Origin of the sequence: Rossellomorea arthrocnemi, from assembly GCF_904424705.1 — a bacterium.
Taxonomy (GTDB): domain Bacteria; phylum Bacillota; class Bacilli; order Bacillales; family Bacillaceae_B; genus Rossellomorea; species Rossellomorea arthrocnemi.
The window spans coordinates 29,068-46,213 of record NZ_CAJGBF010000003.1 but is presented as its reverse complement, the minus strand read 5'-3'; the positions used below and the strand labels follow the sequence as shown (position 1 = coordinate 46,213).

The following is a 17,146-nucleotide window of genomic DNA, read 5'->3' as shown; positions in this document are numbered from 1 at the left end:
TTTACTTTCATTCTAACATAGATGAAGGGGACTAACTCTATATAGAGCTGCCCCCTTTCTTCAATCCTTATTCAACTGAGAATATATAGGAGTAAAGTGGCTGTTTACCATTATGAACTTCCACTTCGACATCTTCATAGTGCTCTTCCACATATTCTATAAGTGATCGTACGTCTTCTTCCGTTACATCTTCACCGTAGAGAATAGTTAAGATTTCAGAATCTTCATCCAGCATAGTCCTCAATAAGCTTTGAGCAGACTTTTGACGATCAGAGTCAGAGATGACAATCTTGCCCTCTTGAATTCCCATGAAGTCGTCTTTTGCGATCGAAACACCATCAATCGATGTATCTCTGACAGCAAACGTGACTTGCCCTGTCTTGACTTGCTTTGAAGCTTCTGTCATCAACTTCCTGTTATCACTAACAGACGCTGTAGGATTGAAGGCAAGCAATGCGGCCATACCTTGAGGGACGGTTTTCGTCGGGACCACCGCGACCTCCATATCAAGAACTTCAGCTGCTTGTTCAGCTGCCATGATGATATTCTTGTTATTCGGCATGATGATCACTTTTTTGGCATTTACTTCTTTAACAGCCTTAACGATATCCTCTGTACTTGGATTCATCGTTTGTCCACCCTCGATGACTGCGGTAGCGCCGATACTCTTAAATAACTGAGCAATGCCTTCACCCATTGATACGGTAACAATCGCAAAATCGACTTCCATCACCGGAGCAGGAGCGGCTGCTTTTGGCTTGGATTCCCCGACAATGCTGCTGTGCTGCTGTCTCATATTTTCAATTTTAATATTGATAAGACTTCCGTATTGATGTCCATACGTCAATACATCTCCCGGCTGCTCGGAGTGGATATGTACTTTAGCTAATTCATCGTCACTGATCACAAGAAGTGAATCCCCGAACTTACTTAAATCCTGACGGAAATCTTCCTCTGCAAATGACTGTTTATCTTCTTCGAATCGTACCATGAATTCCGTACAGTAACCAAATTCAATATCTTCTGTACTCATGAAATCCTGTGCGGCTTTATGATGCTCTGCACTTACTAGATCATTCATGGAAGGCAGTGATGATTGATTGGAGACTTTTTCACCTTTCAATTCAGCTAAAAAACCTTCATAAACGAAAAGAAGTCCCTGTCCTCCACTATCGACTACTCCAACTTCCTTTAATACAGGAAGTAAATCAGGTGTACGATTCAATGAAGCCTGAGCCTCATCGACGATTGCCTGCATAACCTTCACGAAATCAGTTTCTGTTTCAGCTGAGGTTACACCTTTTCTAGCAGCGTCTTTCGCAACCGTTAAAATCGTTCCTTCAACGGGTTTCATAACAGCTTTATAAGCCGTTTCCACACCGATTTGAAGTGCATTGGCAAACTCTGCACTTGATAAGGATTCTTTCCCTTCAATCGCTTTACCAAAGCCTCTGAACAACTGGGATAAGATAACACCTGAGTTACCTCTTGCGCCCATCAATAACCCTTTTGAAAGAGCAGTAGCCACATTTCCAATATGATCTTGAATATGGTTTTGGACTTCCTTCGCACCGGAAGTCATTGATAAATTCATATTTGTTCCAGTATCACCATCAGGAACAGGAAAAACGTTAAGCGCATCAACCAGCTGCGCATTAGCAGATAATTGGGTGGCACCTTGTATCACCATTTGGGCAAAACGCTTTCCTTCCAAAGATGTAATCGACACGAATCTTCCTCCTCACTACGGGTTCGTAACACGAACCCCCTGTACAAAAATATTTACTGAATCTACCGCCAAGCCGACGGTCTTATCAAGAGTATATTTAACCTTGGATTGTACATTATGGGCAATCTCAGAAATTTTTGTACCATAACTCACAATAATATACATATCAATATGTACTTCCTCTTCATCTTGACGAACAATCACTCCGCGAGTGAAATTTTCTTTACGTAAGATATCTGTGAATCCGTCTTTAATTTGGTTCTTTGAAGCCATTCCAACAATTCCGTAGCAATCCACCGCTGCACCTCCAGCAATCATTGCAATGACATCATTCGTAATATCAATTTGTCCGTACTGCGTTTTTAATTCGATGGACATGGAATGTTTTCCCCCTTTAATTACATGCTTGGCTAAAGACATTTTACTATAAGTATGCTTTTTTTGAAAGCTAAACTATTATCTCAAGCTTCATTTGTTGGGTATACGCTCTATTTTTTCCTTATTATTCAAAGATTAATCATTGGCTATCTAATAGTAAAGGAAGTCTCCAAGACTAGAGCAATTATTTCTTATTTTTGAATTGCAGGTGGGGCAGGAATGAAAAAAGACGCCTAAACATTAGGCGTCTTCCCATTTTAAGTATTATACGCGTTCTACTTTACCAGATTTCAACGCTCTTGCAGAAACCCATACTTTCTTTGGCTTTCCGTCTACAAGAATTCGAACTTTTTGCAGGTTTGCACCCCAAGTACGCTTGTTCGCATTCATTGCGTGAGAGCGAGCGTTACCTGAGCTGGCTTTACGGCCTGTTACTACGCATTGTTTTGCCATAATATATTCCCTCCTCACTAACAAGAAGCTGAAGTTAATTTCAGTTCCACATTTCGCTTATTATCATAAAGATACTTTAATAATTTATCACACAACATTCCATAATGCAATACTACAATTAAAACCTTTCAAGAAAAAATACTTTACACCAAGAAAAGCGGAAGGGGCTCGCACTGGGGCGACAAGCATCTCAAAAACACCTATTTTCAAAAAAAAGAAGATGGCACCAACGCCATCCCCAACAGACCATTTATTCTTTTTTAAACGTTCCTAACATCGCCCTCACAAGTCCACCCAAAAATTTCGGTAATTTAATTGTATAAAAGCGCATTTTTAGTCCCTCCCCACAATCTAAAGAACGTAATGTTTCGCTTGACAACAGTTTAGTTTATTCAAGCAGTTTCAGTTAAGTACGTCTTCTTTTCTGCCTGGTCTCAAGAAGCATTAATCCTTGCTTCTTATCACCATTAATATGCCATTTGAAAAGGAAAAAGTACCAGATGATTGTATAAGTTCATTACTAATACATAGTGTGGATCCTCTTGAAATATTCCGATTTTTTAAAGGATATTTAAAGCCTGTGAGGGTGATTCCTTCAACACTTTCAGTTACAGGAACGAAGGAAACATACTGTAACTCAGCAATTTTCTTAAGGAGATGTTCACCAGGTTGGACCAGGTATAAACGATTTTGAATATCTATGATTTCCACTTCAATTTTCGTTTCCAATAGTTTTGGGGTCATTAGTAATTGCAGGTTGCCCAAGAAGTGATCCAGTCGTCCACCGGTTGCACCAAATATAGTGATTTTGTCAGGTCTTTGAGCAGTCGCCCAGTTCAGGGCCAGCTCCAGATCAGTCTCGTCCTTTTCCGGCTGAAAACGCCTGACTTCCTGTACTTTTTCCTGAATCACTTCCCACTCTTCTTTATTCACTGAATCAAAGTCTCCAAATGCGGTATGCGGTTCGATCCTTTGTTCCAATAACGTGTATACCCCCCGGTCCACACCAATCCATTTCACTTCTTTATCACAGTATGCGTCCAATTCGGGGATATATCTCCCGGGTCCACCGGCAACGATATTGATTTCCATTTTCTCCACTCCCATTTTATAAAAATAGACTGACCCCTAAGGATCAGCCTGTCATCTCTTATGCGAGAGATTTCTTCAATTCGTCAATTGCTGCTCCGCGATCCTTCTGATTATAGATGGCAGAACCTGCTACAAATACGTCTGCACCTGCTTCAGCACATATAGCCGCGGTTTCAGGATTTATTCCACCGTCAACTTCGATTTCAAGAGTAGGGTTTAGTTCCATCGCCCATTCACGTATCTGTTTAATCTTCGGGACGACAGACGGAATAAACGATTGCCCGCCGAATCCAGGGTTCACAGTCATAAGAAGAACCATATCGACATCAGGCAAAATCGGCTTGATCGACTCAGCCGGAGTCCCGGGATTTAGGACGACACCCGCTTTCACCCCTTTGTTTTTGATCATCTGAATGGTTCTATGCAGATGAGGGTCTGCTTCAACATGGACGGTAATATAATCCGCTCCCGCATCTGCAAAAGCGTCAATATATTGACTGGGATTTTCAATCATGAGATGTACGTCAAGTGGCAACTTTGTTAACGGTCGAATTGCCTTTACGATCATTGGTCCAAGCGTAATATTCGGGACGAAGTGACCGTCCATGACGTCCACATGAATATAGTCCGCTCCCCCCATTTCAACATCTTTAATTTCATTGCCCAGCTCTGTAAAATTTGCAGAAAGGATGGATGGTGCGATTTTCATATATTAGTACCTCGGCTTTCTTTCCTTAATTTCTTTATGGAAGGTTAAATAGTGATCATAGCGGTAAGCTGGAATCCTTCCTGCTTCAACAGCGGATTTAACAGCACATTTCGGTTCATTAATATGGAGACAGCCCCTGAATTTACACTCTTCAGATACTTCAACCATTTCAGGAAAACACTGGGGCAGCTCTTCTACTTCAAGCTCTGAGAACTCCAAAGAACTAAACCCTGGTGTATCCGCGACTAACCCTTCTTCTATATCGATAAGTTCCACATGACGGGTCGTGTGCTTCCCCCGTCCCAAGTGGGATGAGATCATGGCCGTCTTCAATTCCAGCTCAGGTTTCAAAGCATTAAGCAACGATGATTTTCCGACGCCGGATTGTCCCGCAAATACTGAAATCTTATCTTTTAAATACGGTGTCAATTCCTCTACTCCATGCTCCGTTTTCGAAGATGTCATAAGGACTTCATAACCAAATGAGCGGTAATCATTCACAAATTGTTCAATCTTGTTGGATTGATCTGGAGTGAGCAGGTCCATTTTGGTAACGCAAATAAGTGGTTCTATTTCCTTACTCTCCACCAGCACAAGGAATCGATCCAGAAGCGCCGGACTGAAATCAGGTTCACTTGCCGAGAAGACGAGTATAGCCTGATCGACATTTGCGATTGGTGGACGCACCAATTCATTCTTACGATCAAAGACTTTAAGCATATACCCATCCGTTTTGTTCTCTGCTTGAAATTCGACATAATCACCCACCAGGGGCGTTATTTTATTTTTACGGAAATTGCCCCTGCCACGACATTGCGTAATGCTTCCCTCTGAAAGCACATAATAAAATCCACTTAAGGCTTTAATGATTTTCCCTTCAGGCATTCGAAACCTCCTATATAAAAAATTATATAAACGTTTAGTCATCTACATTATGTATCACTACCATTATAAATGAAAACAAGAGGACTGTCCCGTAAGGTTCTCTAAAAAACCCGGATACAGCCCCTTGGCAAGTGAATTTTATTCTTCTTTAGGATACTCGACAGTACCCGTTTTATACTCTTTTTCATCAACGAGAATACGGTATTTCCCTTCAGTACCCTCTTCTAACGTGAACTTCATTGTAATGGTCGTATCCTCGTAGATTGGCATAAGTTCATCACTATCTTCAATATTTTTATTTTTGTCTCCAATAAATATATCTACTACCTGAGCTTCTCCATTGTCTTTGGTATATGGGATGGTTATTTGCTCACTAACCTCTTTAGTTGGAACTTCCTTCGGTGGTTCGGGACCTTTGGACATGATGACATAAATCGTTTCCCCTTGATAAGTCGGGGTCCCTGGTTCAGGTTCATGGGAGATCACTTTACCAGATTCGACACTGTCAGAAAATTTTTCATCTCTCACTTCAATCTTGACACCTTTTAAGGCTGCATATTGATCAAGGGCTGCTTTGTCGTAGCCCTCTAGACTATCCAAATCAAATGGTTTGGAACCTCTACTCACAGTTAAGGTTATAGTAGTCTCCTCAGCTACCACTTCTTCTCCGGGAGATGGATCTTGTTCAAGTATCGACCCTTGGGGCTCTTCCTCATCAAATTCTTCTTCTTTTTCTACAGTGAAACCCTTTTCTTCCAATTCAGTTGAGACTTCTTCAAAATCCTTGCCGATATAATCATCGACTTCTACCTTTTCTTTTCCAGTACTGACATAGATATCGACAGCCGATCCTTCATTTGCCATTCTGCCGGCTTTCGGATTGGTCTTGATCACTTCTCCTTCAGGAACAGTATCGCTTGCCTGTTCTTTAGTCTCACCGACTACAAAACTTTCGGAAACAATCATCGAGACGGCTTCTGTGGTATTTTTCCCAGTTACATCCGGAACCTTTATTTCTTTTGGCCCCAGTAAATCAGGAACGAATGTGACAGCCGCAACTCCTAACAGAATCAACAAAAAGAACAAACTAATGATCACTATCGGCCATTTCTTTTTATTTTTTTTCTTAGGAGATTTCGCTTTATCTTTTTTCCCTTTCTTACCCTTTTTCACTGGAGGGGTAGGCTGGGTTTGTACGGCATCTGTATTGGTTTGATGATGAACGATCGTATCATCAAGATTTGAGTATGCCTTTTGATCCGTGATGACTGGAATGGCCTTTGTTGCTTCATCGTCCAATGGAACGGCAAACTTCGGCTCGTTCATCCGATCCGGATCAAGTGCTGAAGTCAGGTCTTCATCCATTTCCTCCAGGCTTTCATAGCGTCTGAATGGATCTTTTGCCGTTGCTTTTAATACAATATTTTCTACGCTCTGCGGAATGTCGGGGTTCCATCTTTTTAGAGAAGGTGTTTCCGACTGCAAGTGCTTTAAGGCAATGGAAACAGCGGACTCCCCAGAGAATGGCAGTCTGCCTGTCAACAATTCAAACATGACGATGCCCAGTGAATAGATATCCGATTTTTTCGTGGCCATGCCGCCTCTCGCCTGCTCGGGAGAAAGGTAATGAACCGACCCCAGAACCGAATTGGTCTGTGTAATGGAGGTTGCACTAAGGGCCATAGCAATCCCAAAATCGGTAATCTTCACATTTCCTTCTTCGTCCAGAAGAATATTATGGGGCTTAATGTCCCGGTGAACGATATGATTCTGATGAGCATGTGACATCGCTAATGTCAGTTGCTTCATGATGTCGATCGCCTTATCAACCGGGACCGGTGAATGCTGCTGTATGTATTGCTTTAGAGTCATCCCATGGACATACTCCATGACGATATAGTAAAGGTCATCCTCTTCTCCTACATCGTAAATGCTCACGATATTAGGGTGAGCCAGGCTAGTAGCAGATTGGGCTTCCCGTTGGAATCGTTTGATGAATTCCTCTTCATTTGCGAAGTCGATCCGGAGCATTTTAATGGCCACTTCACGATCAAGAATCACATCGTGAGCTAAATAAACGTTGGCCATTCCCCCTCCACCAATGAGTTTTATTATTCTGTAACGCCCACTGATGCGCTTACCTTCCATCATGTTATCACCCGCTTTCCGTTTCAGCGGCAAACTCGACAATTACTACGGTAATATTATCTTCACCGCCATATTCATTGGCTAAATGAACGAGCGACTCTCCTTTGTTTTCCAGAGAGTGGTCCCGGGCTAATACCTCTTTCATTTCTTTTTCAGAGACTTTATTAGAAAGACCGTCTGAACACAGGAGTATGACATCTTCCTCTTCAAACATTATCGTTTTAATATCCATCGTAATCGAAGCTTCCGTTCCAATTGCTCTAAGAATCACATTTTTTCTTGGATGATGCTCCGCATCTTCCTTTGAAATTTCACCGCTTCTGACCAATTCATTCACCAGTGTATGATCTTCAGTTAACTGATGAAACCCATTTTCGTTTAAAATATACCCTCTGCTGTCCCCGATATTGACAATGGTTGCGAACAATGAAGTACATATGGCTCCGACGAGAGTCGTCCCCATCCCTTCACACTCGGAATTGGATTGAGAATAAGTATATACTTCTTTGTTTACTTCGTTAATAGTTGATTTTAACCAATTTTCTGCATCATCAGCGGTGTGAAATTTTTCGGTTTTTCCCCATAAGTCCTTTAAAATGGAAATGGTAAGCTCACTGGCAACATCCCCTGCCCTGTGGCCACCCATGCCATCAGCTACAACAGCTAAATGATCTCCATGTTGATTCACGAATACGCCGGCACTGTCTTCATTTAGTTGACGCACTTTCCCTTTGTCCGTAAAATAAACCGTCTTCACTTAGGTCACCTCTTCTCTTCTTCTGCACCGTTTCAAGGAGCTCCCTACACCCGTCGTCGGGTGCATCCTTCGTACAATAAAATGAATCTCTTTTGCTATGATCAGCTTCTAATTTCTGAGCAGACAGTGAAATGAAAAAGACATTCACTTCTTTTCATTTGCATTAAGCTAAACGTATGATGTCAAAAGTAGTGGATAATTAAATATTCTTCATTAAGGACTGTTGTACTTTTACGACTTTTATAGTGAAATTTCCTGCTTTACTTTCAACATTTGATTAAAATCGACTCAAACTTTTTTCCGGAAGCATGAAATAAAGAAGCCGTCCCCTCCAAAGTCCTGAGGAAATATTTGCATTTGGTTACCATTAATAAAAGGACTTACTGCACCAGGGAGCTTGTCGAGGACATGAAATTCGTATTCAGGATGATCCTTCAAAAATGCAGATACCGTACCTTCATTTTCATTTTGGTCTACAGTACATGTACTATAAACCAACAGCCCATCTTTTTTCAACAAAGGTGCAACGGATGAAAGAATGTCCAGTTGAATCTTTTGAAGTGAAAGAAGATCCCCTTCTTTTTTGGCATACTTTATATCAGGTTTTCTTCTGAGTACACCCAATCCCGAGCAAGGCGCATCGACTAAAATTCGATCGAAGCTCTCTTTTTCAAACTTTTCACCTGCTTTCCGGCTATCAAGGGCTGAGGTACGAATATTGGTTAACCCAAGTCGGGAAGCATTTTCGTCTATTAATTTGACCTTGTGCTTATGCAGATCCAATGCATGGACTTCGCCGGTTCCAGAGAGCTTTTCTGCAATGTGGGTCGTTTTCCCGCCTGGTGCCGCACATGCATCCAATACTTTCATTCCTTTTTCAAGGTTTAAAGCATAGGATACGAGCATTGAGCTTTCATCCTGTATTGTGCAAAGACCATTTCGATATGCATTTGTTTTAGCAAGATTTCCCCGAAGTGATTGTACCGCTTCCGGAACTATTTGACTTTCTTTCACTTCGTATCCATCGTCTGTTAATTGTATTAATAGATCTTCCCGGCTGATTTTCATAGTATTTACCCGAGCTGATTGGTTTGGTGCGATTAAATTGGTTTCGCACATTGATTTTGTTTTCGCTAAACCGAATTGTTCTTCCCATCTCTTCACAAGCCAGTACGGATGACTCGTTTCGATGGAAATTCTTTCGACCGGGTCCTGGATAGATTCAAGAGTCGGGAGACCTTTTCTCTGGACCGATCGTAATACGCCATTTACTAAACCAGAGATTCCCTTATGTCCCCTCTTTTTGGCGATTTCAACCGCTTCATAGAAGACTGCACGATCCGGGATCCGGTCTAAATACACAAGCTGGTAGAGGGATAAACGTAATAATTGACGAACCCAGTCATCAAGCTTCCCTTTAATGAATGGTGCTAAATAGAAGTCTAACGTCATTTTCCGTTGAATGGTTCCATATGTCAGTTCCGTCAGTAAACCGATATCTTTACTGGGAAGTTCGTTTTTTTCTATCACGGAATGAAGCAACAAATTACTATAAGATTGATTTTTTTCTACTGCCTCGATGACATCGAGTGCTGCTTCACGGACAGTTTTATTTCGTTTATTCATTTTCTACCCCTAACATCATGCCAGCTTTTAAATGTGCTCCCGCTCCCAGAAGGTAGTCTTTTGCACTCATTCTCTTTTTCCCGGAAGGCTGTAAATCGGTTATTTTAATCCCTGTTGAATTCCCGGTTGAAACAACGAAACCATCCTCTTCAATCCTGACGATTTCTCCAGGAGAAGACGAGTCAGCAGTTACTTTCTCCCCCCACCATACTTTCATGACTGACCCGTCTAGCGTGGTGTAAGCAACCGGCCACGGATGTAGCCCCCTTATATGGTTGTAGATTTCTTCCCCATCTTTCGACCAGTTTATCTTCTCCTGTTCGCGTTTGATATTCCGTGCGAAAGTCGCTTTTGAATCATCCTGTTTTACGGGGGATATATCACCTGCCAACAATGGTGGGATCGTTTCGATCAGTAACTTGGCGCCAGCTTCACTCAATTTATCGTGAAGCGTACCCACATGGTCTCTCTCCTCAATATCTACTTCCACTTGACTGATAATGTCCCCTGCATCCAGCTTTTCCACCATATACATAATGCTGATGCCCGTTTTCTCTTTTCCTTGAAGAATCGAATAATGAATCGGAGCTCCACCCCTGAGTTCAGGGAGTAACGACGCGTGAACATTGATACATCCAAATTTAGGAGCCTCAAGCAATGCATTGGGAAGAATCTGTCCAAAAGCAGCCGTCACGATAAGATCGGGATTTAATGCCAGGACTTGATTTAACTCTTCTTCATCCCTTATCTTCTCTGGCTGATAGACCGGGATACCATGATTTTCAGCCGCCACTTTTACAGGCGGCGGTGTGAGGATCCTTTTTCTACCCACCGGGCGATCCGGCTGTGTCACGACCGCGATCACATCATACTTTTCATCGATTAAAGACTGAAGAACAGGAACTGAAAAATCTGGAGTTCCCATAAAAATCACTTTCGTCATTAAGCTTCATACCCTTCTAATTCATCTTCTGTGATATATTTTTCTACTTTGGATGTAAATAAAATGCCGTTAAGGTGATCAATTTCATGTTGTATCGCTCTTGCCAAAAAGGCCTGAGCTTGAAATTCGATCTTTCTTCCTTTCCGGTCCTGTGTCCTTACCCTGATGGAGTATGGCCGTGTTACTTCACCGTAAAGCCCCGGAAAGCTCAGGCATCCTTCTAGGTCGGTTTGAGACCCGTCCACCTCGATGACTTCAGGATTAATCAGCTCGACGGTTCCTGAATCATCCCCTATGTCGACGATGGCTACCTGGAGGTCGAGCCCTACTTGAGGGGCAGCAAGCCCGACACCGTCCGCCTCGACCATAGTCTCGTACATATTTGCGAGTAATTTCTTTAACTTTTTATCAAAATCCGTTACCTTCTCACATTCTTTTTCTAAGATGGCATTCGGATGCATGACGATTGGAAGTATTGCCATAACTGTCCTCCATTTTTCTATCTGAATATCGTTACATCATCATATAAGGGTTCACATCAATTGAGATGGTTAATCCCTGTGATGAATATTGTTGCTGAAACTGATCCAGTACTGTCTTTAACGTACTACCAAGATTTGGTTCCCGTTTGTATTTTATCAAACATTGGTAGCGATATCTATTCTTTATCCTGGGAATGGGGGAAGCGACTGGTCCGAGAATAATCGTTGTTTCTGACAGCTTAGAACGAATGTAAGCTGTCATCTTTTCGGAAATATCCACAACCTTCATTAGATCTTCATGACTTAATGTGATCATTGTAATATAGTAAAAAGGGGGATATGAGCCCATTTTCCTCATCTTCATTTCTTGCTGGTAAAACCGGTTAAAATCATGATTGGAGGCTAATTCGATCGAGTAGTGCTCCGGTGTATAGGTCTGAATGATCACTTCCCCGGGTAGTAAGTGCCTGCCAGCACGACCGCTTACTTGAGTCAATAATTGAAACGTTTTTTCTGCAGCCCTGAAATCTGGGAGATGAAGCATCGTATCCGCACTGAGCACCCCGACAAGGGTGATATTCGGAAAGTCCAGACCTTTTGCGATCATTTGCGTACCCAGGAGAATATCTGCCTTTCCTTCCCCGAAAGCCGTTAACAGCTTTTCATGGGAACCTTTTCGGGATGTGGTGTCAACGTCCATGCGAATGATCCTTGCATCAGGGAGTAGCTTTGTCAATTCTTCCTCTACTTTCTGAGTGCCGGTCCCAAAGTAACGGATATGTTCACTCGTACATTCCTGACACGTGGTGGGGACCCCTTCTTCATAACCGCAATAATGACATTTCATCCCATTAGAATACCTATGATAAGTTAGGGAGATGTCGCAATTGGGACATTGCAGGACAAAACCGCAATCTCTGCACATAATGAAGGAAGAGTGCCCTCTGCGATTAAGAAAAAGTACGATTTGTTGCCCTTTTTCAATCCGGTCTTGAAGCTTCTCGAACAGATTGGTTGAAAACATGGAACGGTTTCCCTTTCTGAGTTCCTCCCTCATATCCACTATTTCAACTGATGGAAGAGGTCCATCATTCATCCGTTTATCCAATGTCAGCAGTTTATATACACCTTTTGAAGCCCGTGCGAAGGATTCAAGAGAAGGCGTGGCACTTCCTAATATCACCGGACATTGATGGTAACTCCCCCGGTAAATCGCAACGTCCCGTGCATGGTAGCGTGGATTTTCTTCCTGCTTGTAACTCGTTTCATGTTCTTCATCGATGATGATGATCCCAATATTTTCAAAAGGGGCAAAAACGGCAGAACGGGCACCGACTACCACCTTCACTTCCTTCCTCTGGATCTTCCTCCATTCATCATATTTTTCACCTACTGATAATCCACTGTGAAGGACGGCGACATCGTCACCAAACCGCCCCTTAAAGCGGTGGACCATCTGTGGTGTGAGAGAAATCTCGGGAACAAGCACAATAGCCTCTTTCCCTTTTTGCAGGACCCGTTGGATGGATTGCAGATAAATTTCTGTTTTCCCGCTCCCTGTCACTCCGTAAAGAAGAAATGTATGATGCTCTTCTTGATCGATGGTACTCAAGATGGGACGAATTGCCTGTTCCTGCTGTAGTGTCAACGATAAGGAAGACGTCTTCTCAAATGTTCTGTTTTCAAACGGATCTCTGTACATTTCCACACTTTTCTCAATGAGGATTTCTTTATGTATTAACGACTTAACCGTACTGGAAGTCGTCCCCATCTCTTCCTTCAGTGTGGATGCAAGGATTCCATCTCCACCTGGGGCAGAATCCATCATATATTCGATGATTTGTTTTTGTTTGCTTGCCTGGGGTGGCAAACCATTCTTCACTTCATCCACCTTATCAAGGGGGATATTAAGATAAAGCTTACGTACCGTTTTCTTATTTCCTTTTGCTTTTACCCTGTAGATAACTTCAACAGAGCCCTGTTTTACCTCTTTATGTATGAGAGGGAGCATGGCACTTTCTTCGATTGACTTCCACGAAGCCTGTCTTCCATTCTGAAAGAAGCGTCTGAGGGAGAGAGGAAGTTCATCTGAACCCCTGCCTTCTTCAAGCTGAAAGAATTTTTCATATTTCGCTTTCATGGCTGCGGGAAGCATCGCTTGAAAGGCTGATATTTTAAAGCAAAGAGTTTTCTCAGTCAGCCAGCTCCCTAGTGCAAGTAACTCTTTATTCAGGACCGGTACAAGATCCATCGGCTCGACAATCGACTTAAGTTTCGAGACTTCGCCTTTTTCCTTTAATTCAATGACGAAACCCTGAATTTTTCTCGGACCAAAAGGGACGATGACCCTCATGCCGGGAAAGATGCTCCCGTTCCATTCATCAGGGATGCTGTAATCGTAAGTCCGGTCCGTCTGCATTGCGGGAACGTCTACAATGACACTAGCTACGTTCATATGAGGCGCCTTTCTTCATCTGACGGATGGCTTCTTTAAAGATCTCCTTCGCTACCTCTACTTTAGATAATAATGGCAGTTCCCTAACGTATCCCCCGCTTGTAACAATCGATACTTTATTGGTGTCTGTTCCAAATCCTGATCCCGTTTCCTTCACATTATTCCCTACGATCATATCTGCACGCTTTTTCTCCAATTTCCCTTTTGCATACGCTTCGACGTTTGTCGTCTCTGCTGCAAATCCGATAAGGTATTGGTGGGTCTTTTTCTTACCAAGACTCATTAATATATCCTGTGTACGCTCAAATTCAATCGTTAGATTTCCATCTTTTTTCTTTAACTTATCTTCATATATCTCTTTAGGGCGGTAGTCGGCAACTGCTGCACTCTTTACGACGATATCAGCATTGGGAAATACTTCATGAACCTTATGATACATTTCTTCAGCAGTGGTTACGGAAACAAATTCAACTCCTGTAGGAATTGGTAGTTCCGTAGGACCCGAAATTAATACGACCTCTGCTCCAAGTGAAACGGCTGCCTCCGCAAGTGCATAACCCATTTTCCCCGTCGAACGATTGGAGAAGAAACGGACAGGATCGACCATTTCCCTCGTCGGTCCTGCTGTGATCACTATTTTTTTCCCTTGCAATAACAATTCGCCGTTACGATCTGAAAAATGGCGTCCCACCAACTCTACTACTTTCTCCGGTTCTTCTAGCCTTCCTTTTCCAACATATCCACATGCTAAATACCCCTCACTTGGTTCGATAAATTGACAGCCAAACCCAAAAAGGGTGTCGATATTTCGTTTCACCGCTGGATGGTCATACATATGTACATTCATAGCCGGTGCAATCCAGACTTTCGCCGTCGTAGCTAGAATTGTCGTAGTGATCATATCATCAGCAATTCCGTTTGCAAGCTTTCCGATGATGTTGGCCGTCGCCGGCGCTACCAGTACGAGATCAGCCCAATCTGCTAAATCAATATGGGCAATTTTAGATGAATCTTTTTCATCAAAGGTGTCCCAGTATACATCTTGACGGGATAACGCCTGGAACGTGAGCGGAGACACAAATTTCCGCGCCGACTCTGTCATGATCACCCTCACTACTGCACCGCTCTGAACCAGCTTGCTTGTTAAGGCTGCTGCTTTGTATACAGCAATTCCACCCGAAACACATAACAGTATTTTTTTCCCCTGCATCATTCTACTTTCCCCCATTACTCTTTATCCTTCTTATATTATGAAGGATATTAATAGAAAAAGAAAATAGGGTTGTCTCGAAAGATGATGAAATCTTTCGAGTCAACCCCTGGAATTATTCAATAAACTTCCTACAGTTTATTCATCAGAATATACTGCTTTAGCATCTCTTTCTTTCATAGATAATTGTCCGGCATGAATTTCTTCCAACGCTTTACCTACAAACTTATGAGAGTCATAACGGTTTAAACGATAATCCCCCGTATCTTGCAGATTTCTTGCACGCTTAGCCGCAATACTGACTAACGAATATTTAGAATCAATCTTCTTCATTAATGAATCAATGGATGGGTTTAACATTTATTCAGCCTCCAGCATATTTAAGTATCGTTGTTGCACTCGTTCCCGTTTGCAGTGTTCTGCTTGAACAATGGATTTAATCTTGTTGACTGCATGCTCAATTTGATCATTTTCAACAATGTAATCATATAGATTCATCATTTCGATTTCTTTTCTTGCTGTATTCATTCTGCCCTGGATCAAATCATCCGTTTCAGTTCCCCTGGTTACGAGGCGATTCTGAAGTTCAGATAGACTGGGAGGGGCGAGGAAGATAAATAATCCTTCAGGAAATTTATCCCTGACCTGCTGTGCACCCTGTACTTCAATTTCAAGAAAAACATCTCTTCCTGCATCAAGTGTTTCGCGAACATAATCAACGGGAGTTCCATAATAGTTTCCAACGAACTCAGCATACTCCAACAGTTTTCCCTGTGTGATCAACTTCTCGAAATCTTCTCTTGATTTAAAGAAATAATCTACTCCATCTACTTCTCCTTCACGGGGGTTACGCGTTGTCATAGAAATGGAATATTCAAACTTTGTATCTTCCTGGGAAAAAATCGCTTTACGAACTGTTCCTTTCCCTACACCTGATGGTCCGGAAAGAACGATCAGCAATCCTTTTTCTTTCATTTATTTACCCTGCCCTTCTTCTACTAAATCCTCTTTATCTGTCAAACGATGAGCAACGGTTTCGGGTTGAACAGCTGAAAGAATAACGTGATCGCTATCCGTAATGATTACCGCTCTTGTTCTTCTTCCGTATGTAGCATCAACGAGGGTTCCCCGGTCTCTTGCATCTTGAATCAAGCGTTTGATCGGTGCTGATTCGGGACTTACTATTGAAATGATCCGGTTGGCTGATACGATATTTCCAAATCCTATATTGATGAGCTTGATCGACATAACGCTCCTCCTAATCAATAGTTTAGTTTCGCCGGAATGACAGGAAACTAAACTTCTTATTCTACATTTTGCACTTGTTCTCTTAGCTTCTCAAGTGTTGATTTCAGTTCTACGACAATGGTTGCAATGAGGGAATCATTTGCTTTCGAACCTATCGTATTCACTTCCCTGTTCATTTCCTGGATCATGAAATCCAATTTCCTGCCTACAGGTCCGTAATCGATTAAAGTGGAATGGAAATACTGAATATGACTATTAAGTCTGGTTAATTCTTCCGTTATGTCGGATTTATCGGCAAAGATAGCCACTTCCGTAAGTAAACGGCTTTCATCGAAAGAAGTTTCGTTATATTCTACAATTCTTTTTCTTAAACGTTCTCTATATTGATTGACCACTTCAGGTGCGTGGTTGGTCAGTTCTACAATATTCTTTTCAAACTGCTTTAGATGAATAAGAAAATCTTTCTTTAAGAGCTCTCCTTCTTTCTCACGCATCCTTCTGAGGTCCAATGCCGCTTCATCCACAGCTTTTAATACCAGATGCTCAAGCTCTTCATTTTCTTCTTCCATTTCTTCAATCATGACAAATTCTTCTCTGTTCAAGAGGTGGGATAATTGCACTTCATCTTTTAAGGAGAAGGTTTCTTTCACTTTATTTACTAACTGATAATAATCTTGAATGAGCTTCCAGTCAATATGAAGATTTTTATGCACCAGTCCGTCACCTGTAATCGTGATGAATATATCCACTTTCCCTCTTTTAATATTATGGGAAACCTGTTTCTTGATTTTATCCTCAAGCTTCATTAATTGTCGAGGCATTCTTATGTAACATTCACTGAATCTGTGATTCACGGATTTCATTTCAACCGTTACAGTATGTTGTTCAGAGTCTGCTTTGCTTCTTCCAAAGCCTGTCATACTGACAACCATTACGATCACATCCAATCCTTTGACGGTATTCGTATGTAGAAAAACTGATTTCACTTTTCATGAGATAGGGCGTGAAGGCAAACACTCCCTCTGTTACGC

18 protein-coding genes are annotated in these 17,146 nt (G+C 42.0%); all 18 read right to left on the bottom strand.

The annotated features are described in order from the left end of the window. Positions 1–67 precede the first annotated feature (67 nt). The 18 genes from BAA9072_RS05830 to BAA9072_RS05745 all read right to left on the bottom strand — a co-directional run bounded on the left by BAA9072_RS05830 (position 68) and on the right by BAA9072_RS05745 (position 17,047). Complete coding sequence (locus BAA9072_RS05830; RefSeq protein ID WP_201713757.1) at positions 68–1,729, bottom strand: DAK2 domain-containing protein; 1,662 nt, start codon at positions 1,727–1,729, stop codon at positions 68–70. Positions 1,730–1,744: 15 nt separating this feature from the next. Further along, positions 1,745–2,107 (bottom strand): Asp23/Gls24 family envelope stress response protein, encoded by a 363-nt coding sequence (locus BAA9072_RS05825; protein ID WP_034755738.1) that lies wholly within the window; start codon positions 2,105–2,107, stop codon positions 1,745–1,747. Between the two features lie 264 nt (positions 2,108–2,371). Then, entirely contained in the window at positions 2,372–2,560 is a 189-nt protein-coding gene (gene rpmB / locus BAA9072_RS05820) for a 50S ribosomal protein L28 (RefSeq protein ID WP_034755741.1), read from the bottom strand. A gap of 250 nt (positions 2,561–2,810) precedes the next feature. Further along, positions 2,811–2,891 carry a stage V sporulation protein SpoVM gene (gene spoVM, locus BAA9072_RS05815; protein WP_032088878.1) on the bottom strand — a complete coding sequence of 27 codons (81 nt, stop codon included), beginning with the start codon at positions 2,889–2,891 and terminating at the stop codon, positions 2,811–2,813. Positions 2,892–3,004: 113 nt separating this feature from the next. After that, a complete protein-coding gene (locus BAA9072_RS05810; protein WP_201713756.1) occupies positions 3,005–3,652 on the bottom strand; it encodes a thiamine diphosphokinase in 648 nt (215 codons plus the stop codon). Positions 3,653–3,710: 58 nt separating this feature from the next. Beyond that, positions 3,711–4,361 (bottom strand): ribulose-phosphate 3-epimerase, encoded by a 651-nt coding sequence (rpe, locus tag BAA9072_RS05805; protein WP_201713755.1) that lies wholly within the window; start codon positions 4,359–4,361, stop codon positions 3,711–3,713. A gap of 3 nt (positions 4,362–4,364) precedes the next feature. Beyond that, positions 4,365–5,246: a ribosome small subunit-dependent GTPase A gene (gene rsgA, locus BAA9072_RS05800; protein ID WP_201713754.1), complete on the bottom strand. Its 882-nt coding sequence runs from the start codon at positions 5,244–5,246 to the stop codon at positions 4,365–4,367. A gap of 138 nt (positions 5,247–5,384) precedes the next feature. Beyond that, positions 5,385–7,397: a Stk1 family PASTA domain-containing Ser/Thr kinase gene (pknB, locus tag BAA9072_RS05795; RefSeq protein ID WP_201713753.1), complete on the bottom strand. Its 2,013-nt coding sequence runs from the start codon at positions 7,395–7,397 to the stop codon at positions 5,385–5,387. Between the two features lie 4 nt (positions 7,398–7,401). Further along, on the bottom strand, positions 7,402–8,151 hold the full coding sequence (locus BAA9072_RS05790; protein ID WP_201713752.1) for a Stp1/IreP family PP2C-type Ser/Thr phosphatase: 750 nt from the start codon (positions 8,149–8,151) through the stop codon (positions 7,402–7,404). A gap of 288 nt (positions 8,152–8,439) precedes the next feature. Further along, positions 8,440–9,777: a 16S rRNA (cytosine(967)-C(5))-methyltransferase RsmB gene (rsmB, locus tag BAA9072_RS05785; protein WP_201713751.1), complete on the bottom strand. Its 1,338-nt coding sequence runs from the start codon at positions 9,775–9,777 to the stop codon at positions 8,440–8,442. Beyond that, complete coding sequence (gene fmt / locus BAA9072_RS05780) at positions 9,770–10,720, bottom strand: methionyl-tRNA formyltransferase (protein WP_201713750.1); 951 nt, start codon at positions 10,718–10,720, stop codon at positions 9,770–9,772. The genes rsmB and fmt overlap by 8 nt, the downstream gene beginning before the upstream one ends. Continuing rightward, the gene (def, locus tag BAA9072_RS05775; RefSeq protein WP_201713749.1) at positions 10,720–11,202 is read right to left on the bottom strand and encodes a peptide deformylase; all 483 of its coding nucleotides are present in this window, start codon (positions 11,200–11,202) and stop codon (positions 10,720–10,722) included. Before def ends, fmt begins: the two co-directional genes overlap by 1 nt. Before the next feature lie 31 nt (positions 11,203–11,233). Continuing rightward, positions 11,234–13,657, bottom strand: a complete 2,424-nt coding sequence (gene priA, locus BAA9072_RS05770; protein ID WP_201713748.1) for a primosomal protein N' — start codon at positions 13,655–13,657, stop codon at positions 11,234–11,236. After that, positions 13,644–14,870, bottom strand: a complete 1,227-nt coding sequence (coaBC, locus tag BAA9072_RS05765) for a bifunctional phosphopantothenoylcysteine decarboxylase/phosphopantothenate--cysteine ligase CoaBC (protein ID WP_201713747.1) — start codon at positions 14,868–14,870, stop codon at positions 13,644–13,646. The genes priA and coaBC overlap by 14 nt, the downstream gene beginning before the upstream one ends. A 135-nt stretch (positions 14,871–15,005) precedes the next feature. Beyond that, a complete protein-coding gene (rpoZ, locus tag BAA9072_RS05760; protein WP_034755771.1) occupies positions 15,006–15,227 on the bottom strand; it encodes a DNA-directed RNA polymerase subunit omega in 222 nt (73 codons plus the stop codon). Then, positions 15,228–15,842 (bottom strand): guanylate kinase, encoded by a 615-nt coding sequence (gmk, locus tag BAA9072_RS05755; protein ID WP_201713746.1) that lies wholly within the window; start codon positions 15,840–15,842, stop codon positions 15,228–15,230. Continuing rightward, positions 15,843–16,115, bottom strand: a complete 273-nt coding sequence (gene remA, locus BAA9072_RS05750) for an extracellular matrix/biofilm regulator RemA (RefSeq protein WP_034755776.1) — start codon at positions 16,113–16,115, stop codon at positions 15,843–15,845. Between the two features lie 56 nt (positions 16,116–16,171). Next, positions 16,172–17,047, bottom strand: a complete 876-nt coding sequence (locus BAA9072_RS05745; RefSeq protein ID WP_201713745.1) for a YicC/YloC family endoribonuclease — start codon at positions 17,045–17,047, stop codon at positions 16,172–16,174. Positions 17,048–17,146 lie beyond the last annotated feature (99 nt).